At 74.2% G+C, this 23,984-nt stretch carries 22 protein-coding genes and 3 pseudogenes; 13 read left to right on the plus strand and 12 right to left on the minus strand.

Annotated elements, in window-relative coordinates; genetic code table 11:
- Positions 1 to 99 precede the first annotated feature (99 nt).
- The 3 genes from AB0M18_RS20535 (at position 100) to AB0M18_RS20545 (ending at position 3,977) form a co-directional block, all read left to right on the plus strand.
- Complete coding sequence (locus AB0M18_RS20535) at positions 100 to 1,416, plus strand: radical SAM protein (protein WP_365759950.1); 1,317 nt, start codon at positions 100 to 102, stop codon at positions 1,414 to 1,416.
- Positions 1,417 to 1,477: 61 nt separating this feature from the next.
- Complete coding sequence (locus AB0M18_RS20540) at positions 1,478 to 3,160, plus strand: serine/threonine-protein kinase (RefSeq protein WP_365759952.1); 1,683 nt, start codon at positions 1,478 to 1,480, stop codon at positions 3,158 to 3,160.
- Between the two features lie 82 nt (positions 3,161 to 3,242).
- Positions 3,243 to 3,977 (plus strand): YoaK family protein, encoded by a 735-nt coding sequence (locus AB0M18_RS20545; protein WP_365759954.1) that lies wholly within the window; start codon positions 3,243 to 3,245, stop codon positions 3,975 to 3,977.
- Positions 3,978 to 3,988: 11 nt separating this feature from the next.
- On the opposite strand, the gene AB0M18_RS20550 is transcribed toward AB0M18_RS20545, so the two are convergent.
- Entirely contained in the window at positions 3,989 to 4,459 is a 471-nt protein-coding gene (locus AB0M18_RS20550) for a carboxymuconolactone decarboxylase family protein (protein ID WP_365759956.1), read from the minus strand.
- Positions 4,460 to 4,598: 139 nt separating this feature from the next.
- On the opposite strand from AB0M18_RS20550, the pseudogene AB0M18_RS20555 reads away from it, so the two are divergent.
- The 5 genes and pseudogenes from AB0M18_RS20555 to AB0M18_RS20575 all read left to right on the plus strand — a co-directional run.
- Positions 4,599 to 5,507, plus strand: a pseudogene (locus AB0M18_RS20555) (pirin family protein); the annotation flags it as partial.
- A gap of 30 nt (positions 5,508 to 5,537) precedes the next feature.
- Positions 5,538 to 5,882: a GNAT family N-acetyltransferase gene (locus tag AB0M18_RS20560; protein ID WP_365760188.1), complete on the plus strand. Its 345-nt coding sequence runs from the start codon at positions 5,538 to 5,540 to the stop codon at positions 5,880 to 5,882.
- 84 nt (positions 5,883 to 5,966) lie between these two features.
- On the plus strand, positions 5,967 to 7,007 hold the full coding sequence (locus tag AB0M18_RS20565; protein WP_365759958.1) for an adenosine kinase: 1,041 nt from the start codon (positions 5,967 to 5,969) through the stop codon (positions 7,005 to 7,007).
- Entirely contained in the window at positions 7,004 to 7,723 is a 720-nt protein-coding gene (locus AB0M18_RS20570; protein ID WP_365759960.1) for an RNase H family protein, read from the plus strand. Before AB0M18_RS20565 ends, AB0M18_RS20570 begins: the two co-directional genes overlap by 4 nt.
- 362 nt (positions 7,724 to 8,085) lie before the next feature.
- The gene (locus tag AB0M18_RS20575) at positions 8,086 to 8,814 is read left to right on the plus strand and encodes a GNAT family protein (protein WP_365759962.1); all 729 of its coding nucleotides are present in this window, start codon (positions 8,086 to 8,088) and stop codon (positions 8,812 to 8,814) included.
- Positions 8,815 to 8,890: 76 nt separating this feature from the next.
- Here the strand turns inward: AB0M18_RS20575 and AB0M18_RS20580 are convergent, their stop codons facing one another.
- From AB0M18_RS20580 to AB0M18_RS20595, 4 genes are all read right to left on the minus strand, one after another.
- On the minus strand, positions 8,891 to 9,274 hold the full coding sequence (locus AB0M18_RS20580) for an STAS domain-containing protein (RefSeq protein ID WP_365759964.1): 384 nt from the start codon (positions 9,272 to 9,274) through the stop codon (positions 8,891 to 8,893).
- Between the two features lie 139 nt (positions 9,275 to 9,413).
- Positions 9,414 to 10,340, minus strand: a complete 927-nt coding sequence (locus AB0M18_RS20585) for a universal stress protein (protein WP_365759967.1) — start codon at positions 10,338 to 10,340, stop codon at positions 9,414 to 9,416.
- Between the two features lie 205 nt (positions 10,341 to 10,545).
- Positions 10,546 to 12,204: an FAD-dependent oxidoreductase gene (locus tag AB0M18_RS20590; RefSeq protein ID WP_365759969.1), complete on the minus strand. Its 1,659-nt coding sequence runs from the start codon at positions 12,202 to 12,204 to the stop codon at positions 10,546 to 10,548.
- Between the two features lie 50 nt (positions 12,205 to 12,254).
- Positions 12,255 to 13,169 carry a diiron oxygenase gene (locus tag AB0M18_RS20595; protein WP_365759971.1) on the minus strand — a complete coding sequence of 305 codons (915 nt, stop codon included), beginning with the start codon at positions 13,167 to 13,169 and terminating at the stop codon, positions 12,255 to 12,257.
- A gap of 160 nt (positions 13,170 to 13,329) precedes the next feature.
- Here AB0M18_RS20595 and AB0M18_RS20600 point away from each other — a divergent pair, with 160 nt between their 5' ends.
- Both AB0M18_RS20600 and AB0M18_RS20605 read left to right on the plus strand, forming a co-directional pair.
- Positions 13,330 to 13,722: a nuclear transport factor 2 family protein gene (locus tag AB0M18_RS20600; protein WP_365759973.1), complete on the plus strand. Its 393-nt coding sequence runs from the start codon at positions 13,330 to 13,332 to the stop codon at positions 13,720 to 13,722.
- Between the two features lie 58 nt (positions 13,723 to 13,780).
- Positions 13,781 to 14,677 (plus strand): sigma-70 family RNA polymerase sigma factor, encoded by an 897-nt coding sequence (locus AB0M18_RS20605; protein ID WP_365759975.1) that lies wholly within the window; start codon positions 13,781 to 13,783, stop codon positions 14,675 to 14,677.
- Between the two features lie 64 nt (positions 14,678 to 14,741).
- Here the strand turns inward: AB0M18_RS20605 and AB0M18_RS20610 are convergent, their stop codons facing one another.
- Positions 14,742 to 16,712 carry a protein kinase gene (locus AB0M18_RS20610; protein WP_365759977.1) on the minus strand — a complete coding sequence of 657 codons (1,971 nt, stop codon included), beginning with the start codon at positions 16,710 to 16,712 and terminating at the stop codon, positions 14,742 to 14,744.
- 233 nt (positions 16,713 to 16,945) lie between these two features.
- On the opposite strand from AB0M18_RS20610, the gene rpmG reads away from it, so the two are divergent.
- Entirely contained in the window at positions 16,946 to 17,110 is a 165-nt protein-coding gene (gene rpmG, locus AB0M18_RS20615) for a 50S ribosomal protein L33 (RefSeq protein ID WP_365759979.1), read from the plus strand.
- A gap of 94 nt (positions 17,111 to 17,204) precedes the next feature.
- Here rpmG and AB0M18_RS20620 read toward each other — a convergent pair whose 3' ends face one another.
- Together AB0M18_RS20620 and AB0M18_RS20625 are read right to left on the minus strand one after the other, a co-directional pair.
- Positions 17,205 to 18,533, minus strand: a complete 1,329-nt coding sequence (locus AB0M18_RS20620) for a tryptophan 7-halogenase (RefSeq protein ID WP_365759981.1) — start codon at positions 18,531 to 18,533, stop codon at positions 17,205 to 17,207.
- 61 nt (positions 18,534 to 18,594) lie between these two features.
- Positions 18,595 to 19,416 carry a hypothetical protein gene (locus AB0M18_RS20625; protein ID WP_365759983.1) on the minus strand — a complete coding sequence of 274 codons (822 nt, stop codon included), beginning with the start codon at positions 19,414 to 19,416 and terminating at the stop codon, positions 18,595 to 18,597.
- A 350-nt stretch (positions 19,417 to 19,766) separates the two neighbouring features.
- Between AB0M18_RS20625 and AB0M18_RS20630 the strand changes: the two are divergent.
- Positions 19,767 to 20,096 (plus strand): annotated as a pseudogene (locus AB0M18_RS20630) (discoidin domain-containing protein); the annotation flags it as partial.
- Between the two features lie 114 nt (positions 20,097 to 20,210).
- Positions 20,211 to 20,903 (plus strand): annotated as a pseudogene (locus tag AB0M18_RS20635) (chitosanase); the annotation flags it as partial.
- 178 nt (positions 20,904 to 21,081) lie between these two features.
- Here the strand turns inward: AB0M18_RS20635 and AB0M18_RS20640 are convergent.
- The 4 genes from AB0M18_RS20640 to AB0M18_RS20655 all read right to left on the minus strand — a co-directional run bounded on the left by AB0M18_RS20640 (position 21,082) and on the right by AB0M18_RS20655 (position 23,735).
- Positions 21,082 to 21,438 carry a hypothetical protein gene (locus tag AB0M18_RS20640; protein WP_365759985.1) on the minus strand — a complete coding sequence of 119 codons (357 nt, stop codon included), beginning with the start codon at positions 21,436 to 21,438 and terminating at the stop codon, positions 21,082 to 21,084.
- A gap of 9 nt (positions 21,439 to 21,447) precedes the next feature.
- Positions 21,448 to 21,708 carry a DUF6296 family protein gene (locus AB0M18_RS20645; RefSeq protein ID WP_365759987.1) on the minus strand — a complete coding sequence of 87 codons (261 nt, stop codon included), beginning with the start codon at positions 21,706 to 21,708 and terminating at the stop codon, positions 21,448 to 21,450.
- Positions 21,709 to 21,779: 71 nt separating this feature from the next.
- The gene (locus AB0M18_RS20650; protein WP_365759989.1) at positions 21,780 to 22,625 is read right to left on the minus strand and encodes an N-formylglutamate amidohydrolase; all 846 of its coding nucleotides are present in this window, start codon (positions 22,623 to 22,625) and stop codon (positions 21,780 to 21,782) included.
- Between the two features lie 90 nt (positions 22,626 to 22,715).
- Entirely contained in the window at positions 22,716 to 23,735 is a 1,020-nt protein-coding gene (locus AB0M18_RS20655; RefSeq protein ID WP_365759991.1) for an aldo/keto reductase, read from the minus strand.
- Positions 23,736 to 23,984: the final 249 nt, after the last annotated feature.

The following is a 23,984-nucleotide window of genomic DNA, read 5'->3' on the forward strand; positions in this document are numbered from 1 at the left end:
TCCGCGACCGGGGCCGGATGCCGGGCCGCCGGGCGCCGTCCTAGGGTGGTCATCGGCCCACCGGCTCGCGACCACCCGACCGAGGAGATGTACTCGCGCATGATCCGCCGCACCGACGAGGTCGAAGACCTCATGCACCGCTTCCCGCACGTTCCGAAGGAGGCGGTGATCAAGGAGGACCTGCTGCGCGGCGGCATCGCCTTCGACGACTCGGCCCTCACCGACTCGGGCGACGAGGCGGCCGGCGAGGTCAAGCCCAAGTCGTACTTCATCTTCTCCTTCGACCACCGCACCCTGCCCGAGCTCGGCCAGGCCGCCCTGCGCCGCCCGCCGGAGGAGATCGTCCTCACCGGCGGCCCGTACGAGCTGCGCCGCACCGTCGTCTCGGTGCGGGTCAACCCCGCCTCGCCGTACCGCGTCGCGGCCGGCGACGACGGTCTGCTCGGCCTCTACCTCGACGGGCGCCGGATCGCCGACGTCGGCCTGCCGCCGATGCCGGAGTACTACCGGCACACCTTGCCCAGCGGGAAGTCGGTGATGGAGGTCGCCCCGACCATCCAGTGGGGCTACCTCGTCTATCTGACGGTCTTCCGGGTCTGCCAGTACTTCGGCGCCAAGGAGGAGTGCCAGTACTGCGACATCAACCACAACTGGCGCCAGCACAAGGCCGCCGGGCGCCCCTACACGGGCGTCAAGGACGTGGAGGAGGTGCTCGAGGCGCTCGCGATCATCGACAAGTACGACACGGCCGGCGCCTCCACCGCCTACACCCTCACCGGCGGCGCCGTCACCTCCCGCGTCGGCGGCAAGGACGAGGCCGACTTCTACGGGCAGTACGCGCAGGCCATCGAGGAGCGCTTCCCCGGCCGCTGGATCGGCAAGGTCGTCGCGCAGGCGCTGCCCAAGGCCGACGTACAGCGCTTCAAGGACTACGGCATCCAGATCTACCACCCCAACTACGAGGTGTGGGACAAGCGCCTGTTCGAGCTCTACTGCCCGGGCAAGGAGCGCTACGTCGGCCGTGACGAGTGGCACCGCCGGATCCTCGACTCGGCCGAGGTCTTCGGCCCGCGCAACGTCATCCCCAACTTCGTGGCCGGCGTGGAGATGGCCGAGCCCTTCGGCTTCACCACGGTCGACGAGGCCATCGCCTCCACCACGGAGGGCCTGGAGTACTTCATGTCGCGCGGCATCACGCCCCGCTTCACCACCTGGTGCCCCGAGCCCACCACCCCGCTCGGCAAGGCCAACCCCGCCGGCGCGCCCCTGGAGTACCACATCCGCCTCCTGGAGGCCTACCGCGCCACGATGGAGTCGAACGGCCTGAGCTCGCCCCCCGGATACGGCCCGGCCGGCCCCGGCCGCGCGGTCTTCTCGGTGAGCTCCTTCATGGACAGCCTGCCCGCCGAGGACTGAGCGGGCGCAGCGTCAGAGGCGACGTGGGCGGTGTCGTGGACAGGCCCTAGCATGACCGCCCATGGGAACGAGTGAGGACGGCAGACCGCTGGTGGACGGGCGGTTCCGCCTGATCGGCCGGCTGGGCAGCGGCGGCATGGGCACGGTGTGGCGGGCGCGGGACGTCGCGCTCGACCGGGACGTCGCCCTCAAGGAGGTCCGGCCGCCGGACCCGGCGGTCGAGGCGGCGAGCCCCGGCTTCACCGCGCAGCTGCGCGAGAGGGCGCTGCGCGAGGCCCGCGCCCTCGCCCGGCTGTCCCACCCGCACGTCGTGACCATCCATCACATCGTCGAGCCGGGCGACGGCGCCCACCCGTGGATCGTGATGGAGCTGGTCCCCGGCCGCTCGCTCCACGACCGGCTCGCCGAGGGCCCGATGACGCCCGCCGAGACCGTCACCCTCGGCCGCCAGGTGCTGTCCGCGCTGCGCGCCGCGCACGCCGCCGGCATCCAGCACCGCGACGTGAAGCCCGCCAACGTGCTGCTCCGTGAGGACGGCAGCGCCGTCCTCACGGACTTCGGCATCGCCGCCTTCAGCGAGACCACCTCGCGGCTCACCTCCACCGGCGACGTCATCGGCTCCGCCGAGTTCATCGCCCCGGAGCGGCTGCGCGGCGAGGAGGGCAACCCGGCCTCCGACCTGTGGTCCCTCGGCATGCTCCTGTACGTGGCGGCCGAGGGCCACCACCCGCTGCGCCGCGCCACCAGCCTGGCCACCGTCGTGGCGGTCCTCGACGACCCGATCCCGGCGCCGGTACGGTCCGGGCCGCTGGCCCCGGTCCTCGCCAAGGTCCTGGTGCGCGACCCGGCGGCCCGGCCGGACGGCGCGCTCCTGGACCGGCTGCTCGCGGAGGCCGAGGCGCCAGGGGCCCCGAGCCCGGCCCCGGCCCCGGTCTCGACCCCGGCCCCGAGCCCGGGCCCGGCTCCGGTGGGGTTCGGCGCACCGTACGCCCACCCCGCCTACGGTGCCCCGGCGCCCGCTCCCTCCCCGTGGGGCGCGCCGACCGCTCCGGCCGCGCCGCCCCGGTCCCGTACCACCGCCACGGCCGGACGCCGGGCCGCGACGATCGCCGGCGCCGCGGTCCTCACCGCCGCCCTGGTGGTCGGCGCCGTGCAGCTGCTCCCGGACGGCGGCGACGGCGGCGACCCGAACTCCGGCGCGAAGGGCGGATCGAGCCCTTCCACGGCGGCCCGCACCCCGGGTGCGAGCACCGCCGGCACGCCCACGGGCTCCGCCGCCCCGGCGGCCAAGGGCAGCCTGCTCACGACGGCCAACGTCCGGGCGGTCGTCAAGGCCTTCGGCGACGCGTCCGGCACCACCACCATGAAGGGCCTCACCGTCTACGAGGAGTACGCCCTCGCCGAGATCCCGACCCGGCCGGGGGCGAAGACCTACGACCGCTGGGAGTACCGCGGCGGTGTCGTCAAGAAGAACGGCCCCGGCGGGACCATCGACGCCGACCCCGACGAGCAGCCCTTCGACGTCGCCGCCCTGTCCTGGGACGCGCTGCCCGCGCTGATCCACCGGGGCGAACGCGAACTGAACGTCGAGAACCCGTCGATGCGCTATGTGATCGCCGACCGCTGGACCTTCAACGGGGACCGGCCCACGATGCGCTTCTACCTCATCAACGAGTACAGCGCGACCGGCTATCTGGCGGCCGATCAGAAGGGAAAGGTCGTGTCCACGTACCCGGCGTCCTGAGCCGGGGCCCTTCCGAGGTGGATCATGGGCGGGAGCGGGGCCGCCGGGCCCCGCCCTCCGTCGCGGAAGGAGCCTGACGAGGATGCTGACGCTGCTCGTCGACGCGGCCCGCACGCTGGTCCCGCCGAAGGGGGACCGGTACGGCCCGCTGCCCCCGCTGCTGCTCGCCCTCACGGTGCTGACCGGCCTGGTGGACGCGGTCAGCTACCTGGGCCTCGGGCATGTCTTCGTCGCCAACATGACGGGCAACGTGGTGTTCCTCGGCTTCGCGCTCGCCGGTGCCCAGGGGCACTCCGTCCTCGCCTCCGGCGTCTCCCTCGCGGCCTTCGTCGCCGGGGCGGCGGCCGGCGGCCGGTTCGGGGGACGCCTCGCGGCACACCGCGGGCGCCTGGTGGCCGGGGCGATGACCGTGCAGGCCGTGCTCTTCGCCGCGGCGCTCGTGGTGTCCCTGGTGGCCGGCAGCCTGGAGGGGAGGCCCGCCCGCTTCCTGGTGATCGTGCCGCTCGCCCTCGCCATGGGGCTGCAGAACGCGGTCGCCCGCCGGCTCGGCGTCCCGGACGTGACCACGACGGTGGTGAACCAGACCCTCACCGGTCTGGTGGCGGACACCGCCGAGGTGGGCGGCGCGGCCCACCGCCGAGGCCGCCGCGTCCTGTCGGTGATCGCCCTCTGCCTCGGCGGCCTGACGGGCGGTCTGCTCCTGCTCGGCTCCGGCATGCCGCTGGTCCTCGGCGTCGGCCTCGGCCTCCTGGCGGCCGCCGCCGCGCTGCTGTGGCGGCTCTCGACCCCGGACGCGGTGTGGGCCACCGCGCCTTAGCGGGATGCGCCCTAGCGGCGGACGGGGGTGTCCCGGACCGGGTGCTTGCTGAGGATCGAGACCCGGTTGAAGGCGTTGATGGCGATGGCCACCCAGATCACCGCGGACAACTCGTTCTCGCTCAGCGCCTCCCGCGCCTCGGCGTAGGCGCGCTCCTGGGCGAGGGCGTCCGCCGGGTGGGTGGTCGCCTCGGCGAGGGCGAGGGCGGCGCGCTCGCGCGGGGTGAAGAGCTCGGTGTCGCGCCAGGCGGCGAGCACGCCGATCCTGCGGGTGGTCTCGCCGGCGCGCAGCGCGGCGCGGGTGTGCACGTCGAGGCAGTACGCGCAGCCGTTGAGCTGCGAGACGCGCAGGTTGACCAGCTCCACCAGGACGCGGTCGAGGCCCGCGTCGGCGGCGGTCGCGCGGACGGCCTCGGCGGTCCTCACCAGGGCCTGGTAGGCGGCGGGGCTCTGCTTGTCGACGTACACCCGCTGCTCGCTCACCATCTGCTCCTTCACCGTTGTCCCGGGTTGTCCTCGGGGCTATTATCGTCCATGATTGTTGAAAAGAAAACTATCTTGCTCGGTGAGGCGTTCGGCGAGACGGGCGCGATCGACGAGATCGGGTGGAGAGGGGTCGGGAATGGGTGCCAACGAGGTCGAGGTCCTCGCCGCCCGGGACGTCCCGCTGGGCGGCCCGCGCGCCATGACCGTACGACGCACCCTTCCGCAGCGGTCGCGCACCCTCATCGGCGCGTGGTGCTTCGCGGACCACTACGGCCCCGACCGGGTCGCGGAGTCCGGCGGCATGGACGTCGCCCCGCACCCCCACACCGGACTGCAGACCGTGAGCTGGCTGTTCACCGGGGAGATCGAGCATCGCGACAGCCTGGGCACCCACGCGTACGTCCGCCCCGGCGAGATCAACCTGATGACCGGCGGCCACGGCATCAGCCACTCCGAGGTCTCCACCCCCGAGACCACCGTCCTGCACGGCGTCCAGCTCTGGCTGGCCCTCCCCGACGCCCACCGCCACGCGCCGCGCGACTTCCAGCACCACGCCCCGCGGCCCGTCCACGTCGACGGCGCCGAACTCCGGGTCTTCCTCGGCACCCTGGCCGGCGACACCTCCCCGGTCCGCACCTTCACCCCGCTGCTCGGCGCCGAACTCCTCCTCGCCCCTGCTGCCACCGTCACCCTCGACGTCGACCCCGGCTTCGAGCACGGCCTCCTCGTCGACGAGGGTGAGATCCGCCTCGACGGCACCGTCCTCCACCCCGCCGAACTCGGCTACACCGCCCCCGGCCGCGCCGCCCTCACCCTCACCAACACCTCCCCGCACCGCGCCCGCGCCGTCCTGCTCGGCGGCGCACCCTTCGGCGAGGAGATCGTCATGTGGTGGAACTTCATCGCCCGCACCGACGCCGAGATCCGCCAGGCCCGCGAGGACTGGACGACCGGCGACCGCTTCGGCGAGGTCCACGGCTACCCCGGAGACCGCCTCCCGGCCCCCGAACTCCCCCACACCCCGCTGAAGGCCCGCAAGAACCCGCACCCCACCGCCGCCACAGGAAGGCCCGTCATGACCCAGCCCGCCACCACCCCCGTCGTCCGCCTGAACGAGCCCCGGCACCGCTACGAGATCCTGGTCGACGAACAGCGCGCCGGACTCACCGCCTTCCGCGACCGGGACGCGCAGCGCGTCTTCTTCCACACCGAGGTCGACGAGGCCTATGCCGGGCAGGGCCTCGCCTCGATCCTCGTCGAGCAGGCGCTGAACGACGTGCGCGCCACCGGGAAGCGGATCGTGCCCGTCTGCCCGTACGTCGCGAAGTTCCTGAAGAAGCACGAGGAGTACGCCGACATCACCGACCCGGTCACCCCCGAGGTCCTGGAGTGGCTGGACGCCCAACTCGCCCGCCGCTGACCGCCGTCGGCCCGGACCACCCGTCTTGCAGAAAATGACTGCAAGATCTTGCGCGCGGTCCGGGCCGCTGTTTGACTGCCCGGCATGAGCAGCGACGCCACCACGGCCCCCGGCACCGACCCCGACCACGACCGAGCCACGGCCACGGCGACGACGACCGCCCCCGACCGGGACATCGACGTCCTCGTCCTCGGCGGCGCCGGCGTCGACACCATCGTCTACGTGCCAGAGCTGCCCCTGCCGCTCGCCGACAGCCACAAGATCGGCACCGGGATCGTCACCCGCGCCGGCCAGACCGGGGACTTCGTCGCCCTCGGACTGCACCGCCTCGGCCTGCGCACCCACCACCTCGACCTGCTCGGCGCCGACCTTGAGGGCGACCTCGTCCGCGCCTTCCACCGCGACCACGGCATCGCCCTCACCGACGTGCCCCAGCCCACCGGCACCAAGCGGGCCGTCAACCTCGTCGGGCCCGACGGGCGCCGGCTCTCCCTCTACGACGCCACCCGCGGCCGGGACGCCGACCGGCTCCCTCCCGAGACCGTACGCGCCCTCGCCGCCCGCAGCCGGCACGCCCATGTCTCGATCACCCAGCCCTGCGCCCACGCCCTGCCCGAGCTGCGCGCCGCCGGCGTCACGCTCTCCACCGATCTGCACGACTGGGACGGCCGCGACGCCTATCACGAGCCGTTCGCCCTCGCCGCCGACCTGGTGTTCCTCTCCGCGACCGCCCTCGACGACCCCGAGCGGACCCTGCGCGACGTCCTCGCCCGCGGCCGGGCCTCGGTCGCCGTGGCCACCGACGGGGCCGCCGGCGCGTACCTCCTCACCGGCGCCGACGAGCCGCTCACGCACGTCCCCGCCGTCGCCCCGACCGCCCCCGTCGTCGACAGCAACGGCGCGGGCGACGCCTTCGCCGCCGGCTTCCTGCACGCCTGGCTCGCCGGTGCCCCCGCCCGTACCTGCGCCCTGCACGGCAGCATCGCCGGTGCCCACGCCTGCACCGTCCCCTCGACCCGCGCCGAGGCCATCGGCCGAGAGGCCCTGTTCGCCGAGGCGGCCCGGCTCGGCGCCGCCGGCGGTGGTCCGGGGCACGGGGCGCGGCATGTCAGGATCGAGGGATGACAGAGAAGATCATCGCGGCGTGCGACGGCGCGTCCAAGGGCAACCCCGGACCCGCCGCCTGGGCCTGGGTCATCGGGACCGGGGACGGCGAGATCGCCCACTGGGAGGCCGGACCGCTCGGCACGGCCACCAACAACGTGGCCGAACTCACGGCGCTCCTGCGCCTGTTGGAGCGCCTCGACCCCGCCGTGCCCGCCGAGGTGCGGATGGACTCGCAGTACGCGATGAAGGCCGTCACCACCTGGCTCCCCGGCTGGCGGCGCAAGGGCTGGAAGACCTCCGCCGGCACCCCCGTCGCCAACAAGGACCTCGTGGTGCGCATCGACGAACTGCTCGCCGACCGGCGGGTGGAGTTCGTCTACACCCCCGCCCACCAGGTCGACGGCGACCCCCTGAACGACGCGGCCGACCGGGCCGCCAGCCACACCGCCCGCAGCCAGCAGCCCGCCGGTTCGGACGAGGGCTCGACGCTGCCCCCGCCGGAGCCCGCATCGGCCCGCCCGGCCGCCGCCAAGCGGCCCCGCACGGCCACCGGCGCCACCGGCTCCACGCGCGCCGGTACGCGCGCCGGTACGCGTTCCGGTTCGTCCGCGCCCAGCCTCAAGGCCCGCTTCCCGGGACGCTGCCGCTGCGGTCAGGCGTACGCCAAGGGCGACACCATCACCAAGAACCCCGACGGCTGGGGTCACCCGGCCTGCGCCGAAGCCGCCTCGTAGGCTCTGACCAGGCATTTCACGGGCTCCGGCGACCGTCCCCCAGGGCGGTCGCCGGAGCCCTTTCCGGTGCCTGACGCCAGGCCCGCGGAGGACCCCGCAAGGCCCTCGAAACCCTCCGCTGGGCCGAATGAGGGATGGGGTAAACCGGACATTCACCGAGTCGTGCGCGCGGGTTCGCGCGGGGTTCTGTTCTCAGGGGCCCCGGGGCTGCATACTGTTCCTCCCGCCACCGATGGCGAACCGTTTCACTTGCCCTTTTCCCCTTGGGCAAGGTGGTCGTCACCGGGCCGGGAACCCCTCCCTTTCGTCGCCGCCGCGATCCGGCGTGCGATGACCCCTGCCCGTGAAAGACCCGAGGACCCGTGCCAGTACCTGTAGTCCTTACCGGGCGCACCGTGCGCCTGGAGCCGCTGGCCATGCGCCACGCCGAGGGCATCGCCTGGGCGGGCGCACTGGACCGTGCGGCCTATGCCTACACCTCCGTGCCCCACGGCCTTGATGCCTCCTGCGACTACATCGCCCGCGCTCTCGCCGAACAGGCGTCGGGCCGGGCCCTGCCGTTCGCCCTGGTCGACCCGCATACCGGCCGGGTCCTCGGCTCGACCCGCTTCCTGGAACTCGACTACTGGCGCGGGCCGGTGATCTGGCCGCCGGTCACCGGGGTGCCCAACGGCGACCCGCTGACCGCCGTGCCCGACGCCGCCGAGATCGGCAACACCTGGATCTCCAGCGAGGCCCGCGGCACCGGCGTCAACACCGAGGCCAAGTACCTCATGCTGCGGCACGCCTTCGAGACCTGGGGCGTGCGCCGGATCTCGATGCGCGCCGACGCCCGCAACACCCGCTCCCGCGTCGCCATCGAGCGGCTCGGCGCCAGCTGCGAAGGGGTCCGCAGGGCCCACTCGCGCGGCCTGGACGGCGTGGTCCGCGACACCGCCTTCTACTCGATCCTCGACGAGGAGTGGCCGGCCGTCCGCGGCATCATCGAGCTGCGCCTCCCGGGCATGCGCCCGCCGGCCCCGCACCCGACCGCGGGCTTCCCGGGCCAGTCCATGGAACCCGGCGGCGCGGGCGAACTCCTGCCCGCCTAGGACCCGGTCAGGCTGTTCGCGGCCGCCCTCGTGGCCGCCCTCGCGGGTGGCCGCGAACAGCGGGGTCCGCAGCTCGCTACACCCGGAGCCGCCCGGGCTGGGCCGTGGTGCGCGGACCCGGCGGCGGGGCCGCCGGCGGCGACGGGCACAGGACGTCGTCGAGGCCCGCGAGCCGCACCAGGCGCAGGATCATCGGCCGGTCGCACACCAGCCGCCAGCCCGCGCCCCGCTCGCGGACGCGCTGCGCGCAGCGCACAAGCAGCCCGAGCCCCGACGCGTCGCAGAACGTGACGCGCTGCAGGTCGACGGCGAGTGCGGGCGCCTCGCGCGCCAGCACGTCGAGTTCGGGCCGGACGCGCTGCACCAGCACCAGGTCGAGCTCTCCGTACAGCTCGACCGTGGTCAGGCCCTCGCTCGACCGTACGGCGAGATCGGCCTCGCCGTGTCGGATCAGATGCATGGACACGCTCCACTGGATCGGTCCCCGTGCAACGAGGTTCCCGGCACCTCCGGAGGCAGACACGTTTCTCCACATCCGCCATCACCTGAAGAGGTGAATACCTCCCTTTCCCGCCCGCGCACCCGCGCCGGCTGCTCGCTCACCGCTTCGGCGCCGGCGGCACCACCGCGACCGGGCAGTGGGCATGGTGCAGCACGGCGTGCGCGACCGAGCCCATGAGCAGCGTCTCGATCCGGTGCCGACGGTGCCGCCCCACCACCACGAGCCCCGCCTCCCGGGAGTCCTCGACCAGCCGCCCGGCCGGATCGGCCGGCGTGATGGTCGGGATCACCTCGACCTCCGGACGGCGCTCGGTCCACGGCCGCAGCCGCTCCTCCTGCCGCCGGGTCGTGCTCTCCACCAGGTCCGGGGTCTCGTCCGGCATCGGCGGCGGCACCTGGAGGGCCGGCGCCGGAGCGCCGATGAGCAGCGCGGGGGAGGGCGGCACCGGATACGAGGTCACCACCTCCAGCGGCACACCCCTCCGCCGCGCCGCCTCGAACGCGAAGTCCACGACCTCGTCGGCGGTCTCGTCGGTCTCCAGACCGAGCAGCACCCGCCCCGCCGCAGCCCCGCTCTCCAGGGACGCGGCCCGCGCCTCGTGCGGCACCACGACCACCGGGCAGGGCGCGGCCGCCGCGAGCGACCGACTGTTCGACCCCAGGAGCAGGCTCTTGAACCCGCCGCGCCCCCGTGAGCCGACGACAAGCAGCCGGGCCCGCCCGGCCGCCTCCACCAGGGCGTCCACGACGGAGCCGTCCAGCGAGGCGTACCGCACGTCCAGACCCTCGGCACGCGGCCCGACCTCGGCGGCCAGCGCGTCCACGACCGTGTCGGGCAGCTCCGGCGCCGGGCCGAGCGAGGCGATCCGGGCGCTGCCCAGCTGCAGCGCCTCCGAGCGCACATGCGCGACGGTCAGCGGGGCCTCCAGGCTCCGCGCCTCCTGCAGCGCCCACTCCAGGGCCCGCCGGCTGTGTTCGGAACCGTCGACCCCCACCACGACAGCGGCGTTCTCACTCTCACTCATGCTCATGCTGTGCACTCATATCGGGATGAATCACCCGGATCCGGGTGCCACGCCGGATTCCGTGTATTCCGTGGATTCCGGAGCTCCGGTGCCTGCGGTGCCTGCGGCGGTACGGCGAAGGGGCGCGGGTCTGACCCCCCGCGCCCCGCTCCTCCCGTCCGAGCCCGGAAGTCCAGCCTGCGACCCGGTCTGCGACCCGGCCTGCTCAGCCTGCCGCGCGGCGCCGTCCCCGCGCCGCGGCGACCAGCTCCGGCAGCGTGCCCAGCTTGACCCGCGGCCGGCCGGCCTCGTCCCCGCGCGCCCGTTCCGCCCGCTCGATCGCGGCGAGCCCGCGCGCGTCCACCACGTGCCGGGCCCGCCTGCGGGCGAGCCGGTCGAAGCCGCGCGCCGTGCCGGTCGGCTTCGGCAGGACGCCGTCGACGGCGTCCGCGAGCAGGGTGCCCACGGTCTCCGCCGCGCAGGTGCGGTTGGCGCCGATGCCGCCCGACGGGCCGCGCTTGATCCAGCCGACCACGTACGCACCGGGCCGGCCCTCGACCCGGCCGCCGGTGTGCGGCACGGTGCCGGTCGTCTCGTCGAACGGCAGGTCCGCCACCGGCAGTCCGCGATACCCCACCGCCCGCAGCACGAGCCCTGCCGGGATCTCGGCCGGGCCTGCCGCGCCGTTCGAGCCTGCCGCGCCCGTGACCCGTACCGCTCCCTCCAGCACCTCCTCCGGCGCCGAGTGGAAGCGGAAGACGATGCGCCGCGCCTCGCCCGGCGGGCGTGCCCAGTCCACCCGCTCGCGGACCGCGCCCCGCAGCAGCGCCGCCTTGTCCCGCGGCCCGGCCGCCTCGACGGCCGCCCAGACCCGCGGGTCGTGGTCGTCCACGACCAGCCGGACACCCGGCAGCTGCCCGAGGGCGAGGAGTTCGGGCGCGGTGCACGAGAGGTCCTCGGGGCCGCGCCGCGCAAGCAGTACCACCTCGCGCACGGCGGACGCGCGGAGCGCCGCGAGCGCGTGGTCGGCGATGTCCGTGGCAGCCAGGGTCTCCGGGTCGGCGACCAGGACGCGGGCCACGTCGAGCGCGACGTTCCCGGCGCCGACCACCACGACCCGCTCGGTCCCCGACAGGTCGATCGCGTCGGGCGCGACCTCCGGGTGCGCGTTGTACCAGGCGACGAACGCCGTCGCCGAGACGCTGCCGGCGCGCTCCTCGCCCGGGATCCCGAGCCGCCGGTCGCCGGCCGCGCCGACCGCGTACACGACGGCGTCGTGGTGCGCGGCCAGTTCCTCGGCCGTGACGTCCGTACCGACCTGGACGCCCAGGTACATCCGCACCCGCGGGTGGGTGTGGAGGCGGGCGAAGGTGTCGCCGATCCGCTTGGTCGCGGGGTGGTCGGGCGCCACTCCGTAGCGGACCAGACCGCCGGCCACCGGCAGCCGGTCGACGAGCGTCACCTCGGCGTCGGTGTGCAGGAGCAGGTCCTCGGCCGCGTACATGCCGGCCGGGCCGGTGCCGACGACCGCGACCCGCAGCCGCCCGAAGTCGGACGGCAGGCTGCGCGCGAACGCCGGCGCGCCCCAGGCGTGGAAGACGGGCCCGTCCGCCGGTGCTTCGCGCGGCGCGCGGTCCTCGTAGAAGGCCGCGTTCACGGCGGCGTACGCCTCCTGCCCGGGGCGCAGCGCGTCCGCCGGGAAGATCGCGTCGACCGGGCAGGCGTCGGCGCAGGCACCGCAGTCGATGCAGGACCTCGGGTCGATGTAGAGCATCTCGGTGCGGCCGAAGTCGGGCTCTTCGGGCGTCGGGTGGATGCAGTTGACGGGGCAGACGGCGATACAGGTCGCGTCGTTGCAGCAGGTCTGGGTGATCGCGTAGGTCATGGCGTCGTCAGCTCGCGGGGCTCCGGGGAGGGCGGGGTCTGGAGGGAGGGTCAGATGAGGTGGGCGCGCCGGTAGACGGCCGCGGCCGGCCGGGTGAGCAGCCGCGCCGAGGACAGGAACTCCATCAGGCCCGCGCAGCTCGACCGCATCATCGACTTGTAGTGCTCGTTGGCCTTCGCCTCGGCCAGGGCGCGTTCGACGTCGAGCCCGGCCTTCTCGTACACCTCACGGCTGACCATGCTGGTCACGATGAAGTACGAGGCGATGGAGACGACCAGCGCCTGGACGTGACGGCGCAGGGGCCCCGCCCCGCGCAGCCGCGCACGGGTCTCCTCACGGGCGAACCTCATGTGCCGCGACTCCTCGACGACATGGATGTTGTTGATGGTCCGGACGAAGGGGACCACCCGCTCGTCGCGCATCCAGTCGCGCTGCATGACGTCGAGCACCTCCTCGGCGACGAGGATCGAGGCGTACGCGGCCTCGCCGACCGCGAGTGTCTTGAAGGCCCGGCCCAGTTCGCGGACGAAGCGGCCCGGGCGGTAGGCGGGGGCACCGAGCTTGGCCGCGCCGCGCCCGAACATGATCGAGTGCCGGCACTCGTCGGCGATCTCCGTCAGGGCCCACTGGAAGCGCGGGTCCGTCGGGTCCTTGGCGTACATGTCCCGCAGCACCATCTGCTGCAGGATCATCTCGAACCAGATGCCGGTGCTGGCCACGCACGCCGACTCCTGACGGGTCAGCTCCCTGCGCTGGGCCTCGGTCAGCTCCTGCCAGTAGCGGGTGCCGTAGAGGGTGCTCCACTCCGGGCTCATCCCGTGGAAGTCCTTGTCCAGCGGTGTGTCCCAGTCGACCTCCGTGGCGGGGTCGTAGGACAGCTTGGCGGAGGACTCGAGCAGCCGGCGGGCCGCCTCTCGTTCGGGCTGCCGGGTCTGGTCCGCCGGCTGGACGGTGCTGCTGGCCATGATGCGGCTCCTTGGGGACCTCGAGGGCGGGAATCGGGCTCTTGTTAGACACCGTGTCTAGCAAGCTGTTGGACGGACCGTATAGCAAGACGGCGCGCGCGCCTACCCGTCGGTACCGAAATTCGTTGCCGAGGGGTAGGGGGCGGGAGAGGATGCGTTCATGATCGACACGACTGGAACCTCCGAGGAACGCGACGCCGTCGCCGCCGCGACGGACGGCGAACTGCGCCTGCACGACCCCGCCGTCCGGGCCTCCGCCGACGGTGTCCGGCTGTTCGACCCCGAATTCGTCGAGATCGGCGCCTCGGGGCGGCGCTGGACGTACGAGGAGATGATCGCGGCCCTGCCCACCCTGCACGGCGGAGCGGACAGCCCGCGCATCGAGGTCTCCGGCCTGCGCGGGGTGCTCCTCGCCCCGGGCCTCGTGCACCTGACGTACGAGACCGTCATCGCCGGGCGCCGGGCGCGCCGCAGCTCCCTGTGGCGCAAGGGCGACGGGGACACCGGCTGGCGGCTCTACCACCACCAGGGCACCCCCGTCCCGGAGGGCTGAACAGCCGTGTTTGGATGAGGCGTTCACGAGGGTGGGGCGAGCGGGGGAGCGGGGGCACATGCGGGCGAGGGACGACGGCGCGCTGCTGACGGAGCGCTTCGAGCAGGACCGGCCGCATCTGCGCGCGGTCGCCTACCGCATGCTCGGCTCGCTCGCCGAGGCCGACGACGCTCTACAGGAGGCCTGGCTGCGCGCGAACGACGCCGGCGTCGCGGGTGTCGACAACCTCGGCGGCTGGCTCACCACCGTCGTCTCCCGGGTCTGCCTCAACATGCTCAGGTCCCGTGACCGGCGCCGTGAGGACCCCCTCGACGCCCGGCCCGGTGAACCCGGGGCCGGGCCGTCCGGGCGCGACCCCGAGGAGGAGGCCCTGACGGCCGACTCCGTCGGCGTCGCCCTGCTCGTCGTCCTCGACACCCTCGCCCCGGCCGAGCGCCTCGCCTTCGTCCTGCACGACCTGTTCGCCGTCCCCTTCGACGACATCGCGCCCATGCTGGAGCGCACCCCGACCGCGGTGCGCCAGCTCGCCAGCCGCGCCCGCCGCCGGGTCAGGGGCGGCACCGTCGCGGCGGCGGCGGGCCCCGACCTCCGCCGGCGGCGGCGCGTCGTCGAGGCCTTCCTCGCCGCGACCCGCGGTGGCGACTTCGAGGCGCTGGTCGCCCTCCTCCATCCCGACGTCGTCCTGCACGCCGACCGGATGGTCGTCCCCACCCCCGAACCGATCGCCGTCACCGGCGGGCGGACCGTCGCCGAGGGCGCGATGGCGGCCATGGGCCGCGCCCGCTTCACCGGCCTCGCCCTCGTCGACGGCGCCTTCGCCCTGGCGATGGCCCCGCAGGGCCGACTGCACCTCGTCCTCACCTTCACGTTGGCGGACGACGGCCTCATCACCGGCATCGAGGTCGTGGCCGAGCCGGACCGGCTGGCCAGGATGGAACTGGCGGTCCCCGCCTGATCGCTCGCCCGGGCGGTCGCGGACCGCCCGGGCGAGACACCCGCACCTCGGGTCCCGGCACGCCCTAGACGGCGCCGTTGCGCCAGACCGTGAGGTCGAGCGTCATGTAGGTGCTGGGCGACTCCTCCGGAGAGAAGGCCTTCACCGTGACCAGGCCCATGTGGCCGGTGCCCGTGGTGACGCAGATCTGCCGGCCGGGGGACAGCTTGTTGATGTACACCTCGCGGGTGAACCGGGTCTCCGACCGGCAGACGTCGAGGGTGCCCTCCTGGCCCGGGTCGAGCAGCACCAGGTTGCCGCCGGTGGACTCCGCGTCGAGGTAGCCGCCGGTGTCGTAGGACAGCTCGTAGTTACCGTCCTCGCCGTCCTGCGGCCGGACGACATCGTCGCCGAGCGTCAGGTGGTATCCGGCGGTGAGGTTGATGTTCTTGTAGTCGACCGGCGTCGGGTCGGGCTTCTCGGTCGGCTGCTGGGAAGGCTTCCCGGACGCCGACGAGCCGCCGGAGCCGCTGCCCGACGACGAGCCGCCCGACCCGCCCTTGCCGGTGGTCTGGCCGCCCGTCTTGTTGCCGCTGTTCGCCGAGTCCTTGCCCTTGTTGCCGTCCTTCGTCAGGACGTACGCGACGCCGGCGCCGCCCACGCCGAAGACGAGCGCGGCGGCAAGGGCCACGAGCAGCGTCCGCTTCGCGGCGCTCTTGGGCGGCTTCGGAGGCTGCCCGCCCGGAGCTCCCGGAACACCCGGCGCGCCGGGATACGGCGTCGGGTACCCCTGCCCCGCCGGGAAGGTGCCCGTGGCGACCGGATAGGTGCCCGAGCCGGGGTACGGGACGGGGGCCGGGCCCGGCATGGGCGTCGGGGCGGCGCCGGTGTGCGTCGGGGCGTAGGCGTGACCGGGGTGCGGCGGCGCGGCGGCCGGCCCCTGCGACGTACCGGGGGCGGCCGGGGCGGTGGGGGCGTACCCGGCCGGTGGCGTCGCGTGCGCCGTCGGGGTGTAGCCCGGGGCGGGCGCGGCCGGCGCCGAAGGCGTGTACCCGGCCGGGGGACCCGCCGGGGCGGTCGGAGGCTGCTGCGGCGGAGTCTGCGGTGCCGGGGGCGCCTGGACGGGCGCGGGGGTCGCGGCGCGGGCCGTGATGTCGGCGGAGACGGCACCCGGCAGCCAGTCCTCGGGACGGCGCAGCACGGTCGCCGAGTTGGCCTCCTGACACAGCCGGATCACCTCGGCGACCGACGGCCGGGCCTCCGGGTCCTTGGCGAGGCAGCGGGTGACCAGCTGGCTCAGCCGCTCGGGGACCGCGCTCAGATCGGGCTCCTCGTGCACGATCCGGTACAGCACCCCGTGCCCGGTGCCCTCCCCGAACGCGGGCACGCCCGTCGCCGCGTACACGGCGACCTGGCCCAGCGCGAAGACGTCGGTGGCCGGGGTGACCCGGCGGCCGGCCGCCTGCTCGGGCGCCATGAAGGACGGCGTGCCGATGGTGACGCCGCTGCCGGTCAGCGAGGTCGCGTCGGCGGCGTGCGCGATGCCGAAGTCGATGACGCGCGGTCCGTCGGAGGCGAGCAGCACGTTCGACGGCTTCAGGTCGCGGTGCACGAGCCCGGCGCCGTGGATCACCTGGAGCGCCTCGGCCATGCCCGCGACGAGCAGCAGTACCGTCTCGGCCGGCATCGCCCCGTGCGCGACGACGGCGTCGGCGAGCGACGGCCCCGGTACGTACGCCGTCGCCAGCCACGGCTTGGTGCCCTCGGCGTCGGCGTCGATGACGGGCGCGGTGAACAGCCCCTGCACGCGCTGTGCGGACCGCACCTCCTGCGCGAACCGGCGGCGGAACTCGGCGTCCTCGCCGAACTCCGGCCGGATCACCTTGATGGCGACGGGGCGGCCCCCGGGCGTGTACGACAGATACACCTTGCCCATGCCGCCGGCGCCGAGGCGGGCGGCCAGACGGTAACCGGCGACGGTCGTCGGGTCGTCGGCGGCGAGCGGCTGGAAGATCCCCGCGGCGTCGCCGGCGCTGACCGGCTGCTGACCACTCATCAGTTTCTTTCTCCCCGTGCGGAACTGCGTATCCCGGTTTATCGCTCGGCACCTTATCCGCTGTGGCGCGTACCCGTGACCCCGGAGGGTGACGACCGGGGTGGAGGGGGGCCGGGAAGGGCTCCCGGGCGGGCTGGGAATGTGGGGGACAGGAGCGTGGTCACACCCGCGAGGCTGACATGCCCGAGTCGAACGAACTCGGCCGCGGCAGCCGGTAAGGAGTAGCGACACCCATGTCACGCACCACTCAGCGCCCCGTGATCACCCTCCGGTCCACGGCCGGCACCGGCGTCACCTACGTGACCCGCAAGAACCGCCAGAACGCCCCCGACCGCCTGATCCTGCGCAAGTACGACCCCGTCCTCGGCGCCCACGTCGACTTCCGCGAGGAACGCTGACCCCCTGTGCCGAGGGCAGTCGGGGCCGACCCGCGGTGCCGTAGGGCCGGGGCCCTGCGGCACCGCGCCCCGAAACCGGGCGCGCGACCGGTGGTCACCCGCGGCCGTCCGCCGAGAGCAGCACCCGGGCCGCGCGCAGCAGGACGGCGGGGCGGGTGAGGGCACGCGGGTGCTCGACCATGTTGACCACGTTCAGGTACGTGGTGTTGAGCTCCGAGTCGAGGACGGAGGCCTCGGTGAGCCGGTCGCCGGCCCAGCGCAGCAGCCGGTAGCCGGGCGGGTAGGGGCCGGTGACGTGCGGCTGGGCGAGGTCGGCGGTGGTCGACAGCTGCCAGGCCGCGTCGACGACGACGCCCGCGCGCCGGAAGTACCCCCACGCCGGCGAGCCGGGGTCCGCCCCCGAACGCAGGTGCGCGGCCAGGGAATTGGCCTGCAGGGCGGCCAGGGTCAGGCCCTGCCCGTACACCGGGTTGACGCTCGCCATCGCGTCGCCGACCACCACCAGGCCGCCGGGGAAGTTGTCCAGGCGTCCGTAGTCGCGCCGGACGCTCTCCCTGAAGTGGAAGGTCGTCACCTCGCCGGTCATCTCGCAGGTGTCGGCGACGGTGCGCAGCGGCTCGATGCTCCGCCGCATCCGGGCGCGGAACTCCTTCGGGTCGGGCCCCGGCCGGTACCCGGCATAGCCCGCGAGCACCACCGACCAGCGGTCGCCCTCCACGGCGGCGAGCGCGCCCGGTTCGCAGAGCGTGGGCTGGTAGCCGCTCGCCGGGCCGGGCGTGTTGTGGGCGACGACCGTCGTGCCCAGCTCGTCCCCGCGCCGGAACGCGGCGGTCGCGTACCCGAGGTCGATCCGCATCCGCTCGACCGGCGCCTGCCGCCAACCGGCCTCCGCCAGCCAGTGCCCGAGCCGGCTCGACCGCCCCATGGCGTCGACCGCGAAGTCCGCGTCCAGGACCTCGCCCTCGGCCGTGCGCACCCCGCGCACCCGGCCGCCGCCCAGGACCAGGTCGCGGGCCTGCCCGTGCACCAGGCGTACGTTGGGGAGCACGCCGACCCGCCGGCGCACGGCCGCCTCCAGGAACGGACGGCCGACCCCGAGCATCCGCCTTCCGCCGGCCGGCGCCTTCAGCCTGCCGTCCACGTAGAACCGCACGTCGTCGCCCTCGCCGAGGCAGGCCCCGGCCGCGACCAGCTCGGCCGTCATCCCGGGGAACCAGCGCTCCAGCTGCGCGTGCCCCATGGCGAGCAGGGCGTGCAGCTGCCGCCGGTGCGGCGCGAGCCGGCCCGTCCCGTCCGCGCCGATCTCGTCGGCCTCCAGGACGGTCACCTCGTCGGCCCACTCGCTCAGCACGCGCGCCGCGAACAGCCCCGCGTAACTGCCGCCCATGACCACGGCCCGCTTCACACAATCCCCCACCGTCACGGCGCCGCCTCGCCGGGCGCCCCCGCCGCGACCCTACCGGCCCGCGTGGGCGGGCCCCTGATCAGGTCCGTTCGGCGAACGAGGCCTCCAGGGCGGCGAGATGGCGGGCCTCGGCCTCCTTGCGGACGGCCCTGAAGCGGTGGTCGACGAGCAGGACCGGGAGCAGCCACAGACAGCCCCAGAAGCTGAAGGAGTCCACCACACCCGTCTGGCGGAGCACCGCGTCGGTGATCAGGGAGAGGGCCGCCGACATCACCCACGCGGCCGAGCGGTACCGCCCGAGGAAGCGCACCGGCGCGTTCCACGGCCCGGCGAGCGCCTCGACGGTCGCCGCGCGCACCAGTGCCTCCCGGTCGGTGGGGTCGACGGGCGCCGCCGGGCCGCCCCGTGACAGGTCCTCGGTGAGCGCCCGGGCCTGCGCCTCGGTGTCGCGCCGCCGGTCCTCGATCTCCACCGCGCGCACCGCCGTACGCATCCGGATGTCGGCCCAGTAGCCGCGCCGGCTCCAGCGCTCGACGGCCTCGATCCGGCCGGCCTCGGCCGAGTCGGGGGCCTGCTCCTTGAGTCGCTGTGTCAGACCGGCGGCGCGGCCGGCCCGCCCGGGCCGGTCGAAGCCGTCGGCGCGCAGACAGAGTTCCGCGTAGCCGGCGAGCAGCCCCAGGTGGTCCGGATCGAGCGCGAGCCCGGCCCGGAACGCCCGCTCGGCCTCGTCGTCGTGGTCGTCGTCGTCCTCGGCGACATGCCCGAGCGCCAGCCAGCAGTACAGATCGGGGTGCGGCCCGAGCTCCTCGATGCCCTCCCGCGCGGCGCGCCGGGCGGCCGCGTGGCCACCGGCGACGAACAGCTGCTCGCAGCGATCCTGCCAGGCGTCGAGCGTGCTCATGCGATTCCCCTCCCTGTCGCCCCTCCCCGGGGCCGGGCAAGTCTGCGACGGGCTGAAGCGCAGGTCAAGGGCGATTTCGGCGGTGCCGGGCCGGCGCCCGGTGGCGGTTTTTCAACTCCCTTCGGCGTCCGCCCTCTTGCGGGCACGTCACGGCACCCATACGCTCCAGCCTCAAGTTAGGAAGCTTTCCTAACTGTTCTTGGTCAGGAATCCGTCCACCTGAACACGGGACCACCCCGAGAAAGTGGAGCCACATGCCCCCCACCATCAACGCCCTCCGCCGCCACCGCACCGCCGCCCTCGTCGCCGCCGCGGCGACCGGGCTCCTGCTGCCCGCCCTGTCCGGGCTCATGCCCTCCGCCAGCGCGGCGGACGGGAACCTCGCGCAGGGCCGGGCGGTCACCACCTCGTCCAACGAGACCAGCACGCTCACCGGCAGCAAGGCGGTCGACGGCTCCACCACCACCCGCTGGGCCAGCGCCGAGGGCGTGGACAACCAGTGGATACGGATCGACCTCGGCGCCGGCACCGCCGTCAAGCGGGTCGTCCTCAAGTGGGAGGCCGCCTACGCCAAGGCGTACCGCGTCGAACTCTCCGACGACGGCTCCACCTGGCGCCAGGTGTACGCCACCACCACCGGCGACGGCGGCACCGACGACCTCGCCGTCGACGGCACCGGACGCTACCTCCGCGTCTTCGGCACCCAGCGCGGCACCCCGTACGGTTACTCCCTCTGGGAGGTCGAGGCCTACGGCACCGGCTCGACCACCCCGCCGCCGTCGACCGGCACCAACCTGGACGACCCGCGGAAGAAGGAGATCGCCATGAAGCTGGTGTCCTCCTTCGAGAACTCCTCCCTCGACTGGCGCGCGCAGTTCGCCTACATCGAGGACATCGGCGACGGCCGCGGCTACACCGCCGGCATCATCGGCTTCTGCTCCGGCACCGGCGACATGCTCGACCTCGTCGAGCGCTACACCCAGAAGAAGCCCGGCAACCCGCTCGCCCGGTACCTGCCCGCCCTCCGCGAGGTCAACGGCACCGACTCCCACGAGGGCCTCGACCCCGGCTTCACCTCCGCCTGGCGCCAGGCCGCCCAGGACTCCGTCTTCACCCAGACCCAGGAGGAGGAGCGCGACCGGGTCTACTTCAACCCCGCCGTCTCCCAGGCGAAGTCGGACGGCCTGCGCGCCCTCGGCCAGTTCGCCTACTACGACGCCGCCGTCATGCACGGCGAGGACGGCTTCCGCTCCATCCGCGCGGTCGCCATGTCCCGGGCGACGCCGCCTTCGCGCGGCGGCAACGAGAAGACGTACCTCAACGCCTTCCTCGACGCCCGCGAGGAGGAGATGCGCAAGGAGGAGGCCCACAGCGACACCACCCGCGTGAGCACCGCCCAGCGCCGCTTCCTCAACGAGAACAACTTCGACCTCAACACCCCGCTGTACTGGAGCGTCTACGGAGACCCGTTCTCCATCACCAGCTGAGTCCCGGTGGCGTGGCGGCGCCGGCGCGGGGTGGCGGGTCCGCCCCGTACCGCCGCCGCCGTCGTCAGGTGCCGCGCCCGCGCCGGATCAGTCGGAAGCGGGCGCGCCACCGGCCGCCCGGCCGCTCCCCGCCCGTGCACCCGGACCGGCCCGGGAGAGGCCCGGGAGAGGCCCGGGATCAGCCGAGGTCGTGCTCCTCCCAGGTCTCCTCGTCCGGGTCGTACTCCGTACGCGCGGACTCCCAGGTGGCGGCGGCCAGCTCGACGCCCGGCACGGAGCCGAGGAGCGCGACCGGGTCGATGAAGTGGGCGAGGGAGCCGGAGGGGTCGATGTCGATGGCCTCAAGGGCTTCGGCACGCTCCGCGTCCTCCATGTAGGCGTCGTCCCGGACCTGGTCGAGCGCGGCGGCCTTGAGGGCCTCCTCGTCGGTGATCTCGGCGATGAGCTCGATGGTGACGCGGACGTGCCGCGGGCCCGCCGGCTCGGCGGCGGAGGCGGAACCGGGGGCGGCTGCGGAAGCGGGGTCGAAAGTCATCTCGGCAGCTTAGGCGACATTCGGAGCCGCGGAGTCCGGGGCCTCCGGCAGCGGCCGGGCGACGACGCCCTGCGGCGTCTCCTGATGCCCGCCCGAGGCGAGCATCCGCACCTCGCCGCGATCGCTGATCTCGGCCCGGATGATGCCCGTCGCGTCTTCATAGACCGGATGGCCGCCGGGACCGGCCGCCGGGGTCCGCTCGACGGTCACGGCGTCACGGGCCTCGCCCGCGCCGTCGGAGAACACCAGCTCGTATCTGCGTGCGCTCACCCGCCTCATTTTACGTCCCCGAGCCGATCCCGCCCGGCGCGCGCGACCCCGCCGCTGGACTCCCGGCGACGTCAGGAACCGCCGGGACCGCCACTCATCACCTCGTCCGTCACCGCGTCCACCAGTGCCGCAAGCGCCACCCCGAGGGCCCGCGCCCCCGGCCCCGCCGGACCGCCCGGCTCGCTCATGTAGCCGTCGCGGCGGATCTCCACCATCAGCGCCGAGACCCGCGGATCCCGCGCGTAGTGCGCGAGCGGAACGTACGTCCCCGCGAACGGACTGTCCGTCCCGACCCCGCCGAACCCGGCGAACGCCCGCCGCGCCGCCGCGAGCAGCGCGGGCGGGGTGTGGAAGGCGTCGGTGCCGAGGCAGACCGGCGGCCGGGGCCCGTCCCCGTGCAGTTCGTACGGGAGCGGCGCCGTCGGGTACGAGTGCACGTCCACGATCACCGCGCGGCCGGTCGCCGCGAGCCGCGCGTCCACGGCCCGGGTCACGGCCTCCGCGTACGGCGCGAAGTACCGCGCGAGCAGCGGCGCCGGGTCGAAGCCGGACGGGCGCAGCTCGGCGCGGTGCGTGGTGCGCGTGTACACGGCGCCCATCCCGGCGGCCAGCATCTCCTCGCGCTCGTCGGGGAACCGCTCGGGGTCGACGACGAGCCGCGAGAGCCGGTTGACGAACCGCCAGGGCGCCGTGCCCGCCGACGCCGCGGCCACGGCCGCGATCTCCGCGGTGTGCGCGTCCGTGATGTGGTCGAGCTCCCGTTCCAGCTCCGCGTCCCCGAGCACGATCCCGGCCCGCACCTCCGGCGGCACCACGCGCGAGGAGTGCGGCACGTGCAGCAGCACCGGGGAGTCCGGCGCGCCGGCGAGCAGCACATGGGCACCGGGAGAGGTGTCGGTGTCGTTGGCGGTGGTCATCGGGTCGGACTCCTCGGTGGCGATCGTCGTGGACGTCGTGGACGTCGTGCGTCGTCAGCGGCCCGGGGGAACAGGCCTGGCCTGCGGGCCCTACGGCAGCGCGGCGCCGCGGGCCGTGATCCACAGCCGGTACCACTCCTCGTGGTCCAGGCTGGGCTCGGCGACGGCGGCGTCGCGGCAGGCGCGGATCCGGTCCGGGCTGGTCGTGCCGATCACCGGGACGATCCGGGCCGGGTGGCGCCGCAGCCACCACAGCACGATCGTCTCCGGGGTGGTGCCCTTGGCGGCGGCGAGTCCGGCGACGAGCGCGGCGGTGGCCTGCTCCTCCGGCGTCTCCTGACGTCCCGTGAAACGTCCCTGCGCCAGCGGCCCCCACGCCTGCAGCGCGATCCCGCGGCGCAGACAGTGCTCGACCGTTCCCGCCGGGAAGCCGACGCCGGCCGAGGCGGGCGTGTTCACGAGCACACCGTCCTCCAACCAGTCCCGCCGCCGCAGGCTCATCTCGAGCTGGTTCGCCACCAGCCGCAGCCCCGAGCCGAGACCGTCCAGGGCGTCCTGGATCCGGGCGATCTGCGCCGCGTTCATGTTGGAGACACCGAACCGGCGCACCAGTCCCTGCCGGTGCAGGGACTCCAGCGCGGCGGCGATCTCGGCGGGGTCGGCGAGCGGGTCGGGCCGGTGCAGGAGGAGGACGTCGAGGGCGTCGGTGCGCAGCCGGGTCAGGCTCTCCTCGACCCGGCGGACGATGCTCGGCCCGCGCAGGTCGTACAGGCCGGGCCGGTCGCCGTCCGCGAGCCGGATGCCGCACTTCGACTGGAGGGTGATCCGCTCGCGCAGCCCCGGCGTACGCGCGAGCACCTCGCCGAAGACCGCCTCCGCCTTGCCGCGGCCGTAGATGTCGGCGTGGTCGAAGGCGGTGATCCCGCTCTCCAGGGCCGCCCGGACCACGGCCTCGGCCGCGTCCACGTCGGCTGGGGCGTACGCGTCGCTGTCCCAGTCGCCGCCCAGCCCCATGCAGCCCAGCGCCACCCGGCCGCCGTCCGCGGCCATGTCCGCGTCCGCGTCCCTGTCCCTGGCTCGGCGCTCGTCATTCGTCTCGGTCGAGGTCACGTCCTCACCCTCCCACAGGCCGTCGGCCGGCCGGCAGCCGGAATCGGTCCGGGAGCTCGGCGAGAAGTTCCACACCCGGCAGCCGATCGTCGGCCTCCGGCGGCTCGCCGCCGATCCCGAGGCCTTCGTACGCGCGGAGGCCGCCCGGCACCCTCGTCTCCCGGAGGCACCGCTCGACGTCCTTTTGGCAGACCAGAATCCCCAGGTGATCGAGGCGGTGTCCGCCCGTCCGGGCTCGGGTGGAACCAC

The organism is Streptomyces sp. NPDC051909 (genome assembly GCF_040681095.1).
Classification (GTDB): Bacteria; Actinomycetota; Actinomycetes; order Streptomycetales; family Streptomycetaceae; genus Streptomyces.